Annotated in this window: 5 protein-coding genes; 2 read left to right on the top strand and 3 right to left on the bottom strand. The window is 70.0% G+C overall.

Features of this window, described 5'->3' with window-relative positions:
• Positions 1–151: 151 nt before the first annotated feature.
• The 3 genes from ACGFYY_RS42215 to ACGFYY_RS42205 all read right to left on the bottom strand — a co-directional run bounded on the left by ACGFYY_RS42215 (position 152) and on the right by ACGFYY_RS42205 (position 2510).
• The gene (locus ACGFYY_RS42215; protein ID WP_393717938.1) at positions 152–910 is read right to left on the bottom strand and encodes a MerR family transcriptional regulator; all 759 of its coding nucleotides are present in this window, start codon (positions 908–910) and stop codon (positions 152–154) included.
• 612 nt (positions 911–1522) lie between these two features.
• Entirely contained in the window at positions 1523–1807 is a 285-nt protein-coding gene (locus ACGFYY_RS42210) for a hypothetical protein (RefSeq protein WP_393717936.1), read from the bottom strand.
• Between the two features lie 181 nt (positions 1808–1988).
• The gene (locus ACGFYY_RS42205) at positions 1989–2510 is read right to left on the bottom strand and encodes a putative immunity protein (protein ID WP_393717934.1); all 522 of its coding nucleotides are present in this window, start codon (positions 2508–2510) and stop codon (positions 1989–1991) included.
• A gap of 375 nt (positions 2511–2885) precedes the next feature.
• Between ACGFYY_RS42205 and ACGFYY_RS42200 the strand changes: the two genes are divergently transcribed.
• Together ACGFYY_RS42200 and ACGFYY_RS42195 are read left to right on the top strand one after the other, a co-directional pair.
• Complete coding sequence (locus ACGFYY_RS42200; protein WP_393717932.1) at positions 2886–3398, top strand: immunity 21 family protein; 513 nt, start codon at positions 2886–2888, stop codon at positions 3396–3398.
• Between the two features lie 41 nt (positions 3399–3439).
• Positions 3440–4336, top strand: coding sequence for a hypothetical protein (locus tag ACGFYY_RS42195; RefSeq protein ID WP_393717930.1), 897 nt, complete (start codon positions 3440–3442; stop codon positions 4334–4336).
• The last annotated feature ends 372 nt before the right edge of the window (positions 4337–4708 follow it).

The raw sequence follows: 4708 nt of genomic DNA, 5'->3' as shown, positions 1-4708 counted from the left end.
AGGGGGGACCCTGTGGGAGAGTAGGACGCCGCCGAACAATCATTGTGGGAAAGCCCCGCACCTTATGGTGCGGGGCTTTTCTGCGTTCACGGGCCAAACGGTGTCGGACGCGCGGCCGAACTGAGCCGGCGTAAGGCAGCCGCGCTGCGGCTCAGCTCAGGCGAGTGGTGGCGTATGCCTCGATGGCGTCGCGCTGGTACGCGGCCAGACCCGGGGCGATGGCCTCGTAGGCGGTGCGCCAAGTGGGGTTGTCGACGCATGAGCGTCCGATGGCCCCGTACTCCTCGGCGGATACGCCCCGCAGCTCGGTCAGCGCCCGGTACTGGGCGTCGATCTCGACCTGCACCAGGTCGGAGTCGGCCGGGTGGCCCGCGGTCATGAGTTCGGCCAGCCGGATCATCTGCGCTGTGCGCTCACGGTGCCCGGCATCCGCTTCGGCCTGGGTCATCCCGGTAGCGCGCCGCCCGAGCTCCTCGGCGAGTTCGGGGAAGCCATCCATGTTCGCCGCGTAGTGGGAGGGCTGGACGCCTTCGAAGAGGTTTTCCGGTCGGTTGATGGTCATGGGGTTGCCGTCCTTTCTGGACTGCTCCAGTTCGGCGATGGTGCGAGAGACGGTGCCGGCCAGGGCGTCGAGCCGATCCCGCTCCTCGAGCAGGCGCCGGTGGTGGACTCGCAGGGCGTCCACCTCATCGACCTGTTCGGACAGGATGCGACCGATCTCCGGCAGCCCCACACCCAGTGCCCGAAGAACGAGGATCTGCTGCAACAGCAGGAGCTCGCGCTCCCCGTAGTACCGGTGCCCGTTGGCGCCGATCCGGGCGGGTGGCAGCAGACCCGTCTCGTCGTAGTGGCGCAAGGTCCGAGCGGTCACACTCGACATCCGGGCCACCTCGGAGATCGGCCAGTCCATCACGACTCCTGCACGTGTGTCGCCGGGCCGGTATCTCCGGCCCTGGTCACGACGGTAGAAGCTGCCGCAACGGCAACTTCAAGCGCGAGAACTACGTTCTTCGCAGTCACACAGGCAGGGAGTGCCGCGCTTGTGGCCACCCGGCCGCCTACCGGCGGGGATGGGTGGAGGTTCCAGCACAGGACGATTCGCCGTTCCACATGGTCCAGCAGGGCAGGTACTCCCTTAGTGGTCCCGAGGAGCGGCCGCTCCCGGCGGAGACACTGCTGTCCACGCTCTGACCTACGAACCGGTCGGCAAAGGTCCCTCCGCCGGCTTCGAAATCGGCCTGCGGCTCTCCCCTTCGTAGGAGGCCGGCATAGGCGTCGAACCAAGGGGCGCGCGACCCTGGCCATCAGCGCGTCCCGTCCCGCCTCGACGAGATGGTCGAATGCCGCACGAAGGCCGAACACCGTACATCCGCGCGGGAATTGAGTTCGAAGGAGGCATCGGCGGCGCCTGGGTGATCACAAAGGCTCGGGAGGCCACCGGAGGCAGGGGCACTGCAGGCCGACTGCCCTTACGTGGTCGGCGGCGCGATCGGCCGGGCCGGCCAGGGGCTGGCCGCCGGTTTCAGTCTGTCTTCTCGGGCGGGGTGGACCCCGACCCACGCCGCGCCTGCCACCACACGGTCACAGAGGCGAGGCCTCCGGCGGCGACGAAGAGGCCCACCTTCACCGCGGCCTTGCTGGACAGCCAGGCCGCGGTGGTGGGCCTGTTCCAGCCTTGCCACCAGAAGATCGCCCACACGGCCGCCGCGGTGAGCAGTCCCGCCACCACCCCCAGCGCGGTCCGCCGCCACGTCGACCCGGCAGTGCCATCCACGCCGTCCGTCCCGTCCCCCGTGTCACTGGTCATGCCGATCACGCTAGGGGCCGGGAGCGGAGGCCTTCATCGGCGCGGAGGATGATCGTGGACGCGACTTTCGTCTCGGGAGACGCTCGAGGCGCGAGCCGAAAGTTTCTGGGCCCATGTCAGGCCGTCAGAACCGGAGTTACCCTCGCGGTGCCCCCCAGGAGGAGCGCCACCGGGCCGCCGCTCAGTGGCGGAGGGCGGTGTCGAGTTCGTAGTAGAGCGTGTCCAGCCGGCTGCGACCAGGCTTGCGGGCCGGCATCCGGCGCAGCAGTGCCCTGACCTCCGGCGGGGCGTGCTCGATCGCCCATCGGAGCTCGTCGTCGGCGGAGCCCGTGTCATGGCCCGCGGCCAGCTCGTGACCGAGTGCCCCGTACACGGCGGGCCCCAGTACGTGCTTCGACTGGTGCGGGGTGGCCAGTGGGTGGATGTACGGGGTCGCTGCCGCGTGGCACGCGGCGCGGGCGGCGGCCGTGGCCGCCGGGTCGTCGACCTCGCGTGCCGCCGCGTGGGCGGCCCAGGCGAGGGCGCGCAGGTGCGCGGTCCGCTTCCCCTCGCGTACGAAGGCGCGGATGCCCTCGATCGCCTCGCGCGGGCGGGGGTCGGAGGGGGCCTTCGCCTCGAACAGGGGGAGGGCCCGTTCGACGCAATCGGCGGCCCAGAGTCCGAGTTGGCGGCGGTCTTCTTCGCTGATGGTCACCTCGTCCATGCACCCATCATGTGCTGCTTCGGCGTGAGCAACGGGCCCGTACCCGGCGGTGGCGGCCGGCACCGCGTGGTGCATGAGGTTCCGTTCATGTGCCGTGCCGTGCCGTGCCGTGATCCCGCCCCTAGGCGGCCGACGAGCGCTGAGGGCAGGGACCGGATGTGCCGGTGGGCGAGGAGGCCGACGTACCCGCGGCCGGAGCCGGTGAGGTGTTGGTCCGGGGAGAGGCGGTCGAGGTGACCGTGCGCACGGCCTCGTCCGCGGCCTGGGCGCCGACGAGGACTGTATGGGCGCCGGCTGCGCGACCTCGGCAGCGTCGGAACCGCGGAAAGGTCGTGCCGGTCCCCGGAGCGCGGGGCCGGCCTCTAACCTCGCGGCATGGCGAGATATGCGGACCCAGGGCTCGTCGACTGGGTGGAGTCCGGCGGCGGGCCGCTGGTGGTGGTGCCGGCCGAGGTGCTGACCCGGTGGGAGGGGGCGGACGGGGAAGGCCCGGAGTCCGACTACGACAGGGCCTGCGCGGTGGTCGGGGAGACCGGACTGCTCGCGGTGGGGTCGTCCCACGCGTTGGTGCTGGGGGATGAGCCCTCGTCGACGACGTTCCTCCCGGAGCACGGGGTCTTCGTGCGCTGGGTGGCGGCCGAGTCGGAGGCGGAGCTGCTGGGCGGTGTCGAGGCGGCGTTGAAGGAAGCGGCCTGGGAGGCCGGACAGGTCTGGCACGTGCCGGGGCCGGTCGTGTTGTTCGACTCCGCCTGGCCCGGCTCCGAGGTGGAGCCCGACAACCACGCACGGGTGGAGCTGACGCCCGGGAGGTACGAGGTCCGGGCCGCCTTGGTGCAGCCGAACGTCGACACGGCCTTCCAACTGGTCCAGCTGCTCCCGTTGCCGTGATCGCCCCCGGACGTCCGAACGGAGGCCTACCCTGCGGTGTCATGGATGTGGATGCCGAACTCAGTTCTCCGGCAACCCAAGACGACCTTCCGGCCGATGTGTTGCGCCGCTTGCTCCGGCACCCGGGCGCCCGCCGCTCGGCGGCGCTGCTGCGTAAGGACCTGACCGACGAGGTGATCGAGGAGATCATCACGCTCGGGTCCACACGCTCCCTCGCAGCCAACGGCTCCCTGCCGGCCCGGGTGCGGGTCCGCTTCGTGGAGGACCCGGACCCGGTCGTCAGGTGTGCGGTCGCCGCGAGCATCGGGGACGAGCCGCCCGGGATGCTGGCTCGCCTGGCCGAGGACCCCGACCCGTCCGTGCGGGCGTTCCTCACGATGAACGACCGACTCCCGCCGGAGCTCCTGGCCCGCCTGGCCGCCGCCCCTGAGAGCAGTGTGCGGTCACGGGTGATCGAGCGGTGGCGGGATGTTCCCGACTCGGTGCGCAGGATGCTGCTGACGGACACCGACCCGGAGATCCGCTGCGCCAGTGCTCAGGCATTTCCCCCTCCTGCGGACCTGCTGCCCGGGCTGCTGGCCGATCCGGAAACCCGGGCCGCCGCTGTCGCGTACGCGGTTCCGACTCCGGAGTTGGCCGCCGACCCGGATTCCGACGTACGGGAAGCCGTCGCGGCTCATCCGGACCTGACCACTGGTCTGCGTGACCTCCTGGCGGAAGATCCGGACATGTTCGTCCGCAACGCGATAGCGGCCCGCGCGGACACCCCGGCCGAGCTACGTGAGCGGCTCGTGGCGGGTCTGGAACCTGACAGCCCCCTCGCCGAGTGGGTGCTGTCGTTCCGTCGCGGCACCCATACGTGCCCTCCGCCAGCAGCGGTCCGCCCGCCCCTGACCAGGGAACAGTCCGAGGCACTGCTGGCACGCGCCGGCCTCTAGGTGCGGCCCGGCAGCAGGTGCTCCGGGCCGTTTTGACACCCCCCAGGCCGAGTTGTAGAGTCAAACGGTTGCCTCGAACCGGACAAGTTCGGCAGCCAGCCCCCCGAGGAACGCAATTCCATGTGGGGTGCACTCGATTCTTCAAGAATCCGAAGCCGGGGAAATCCGGTGGAGAACTTCTGATAGAGTCGGAACCGCTGGAAAGGGAAAACGCGAAAGCGAATACCTGGAAAGCGTCGAGGAAGTCGGACACGAAAGAGTCTGATAGAGTCGGAAGCGCAAGAACAGAACGAAAGCCCGGAGGAAAGCCCCAGCGGATGTCGCGGGGGTGAGTACGAAGGAAGCGTCCGTTCCTTGAGAACTCAACAGCGT

The sequence above is a fragment of the Streptomyces sp. NPDC048331 genome (genome assembly GCF_043201215.1).
In the GTDB taxonomy this organism is placed as follows: domain Bacteria; phylum Actinomycetota; class Actinomycetes; order Streptomycetales; family Streptomycetaceae; genus Streptomyces.
This window is presented reverse-complemented; position numbering and strand designations above follow the sequence as displayed.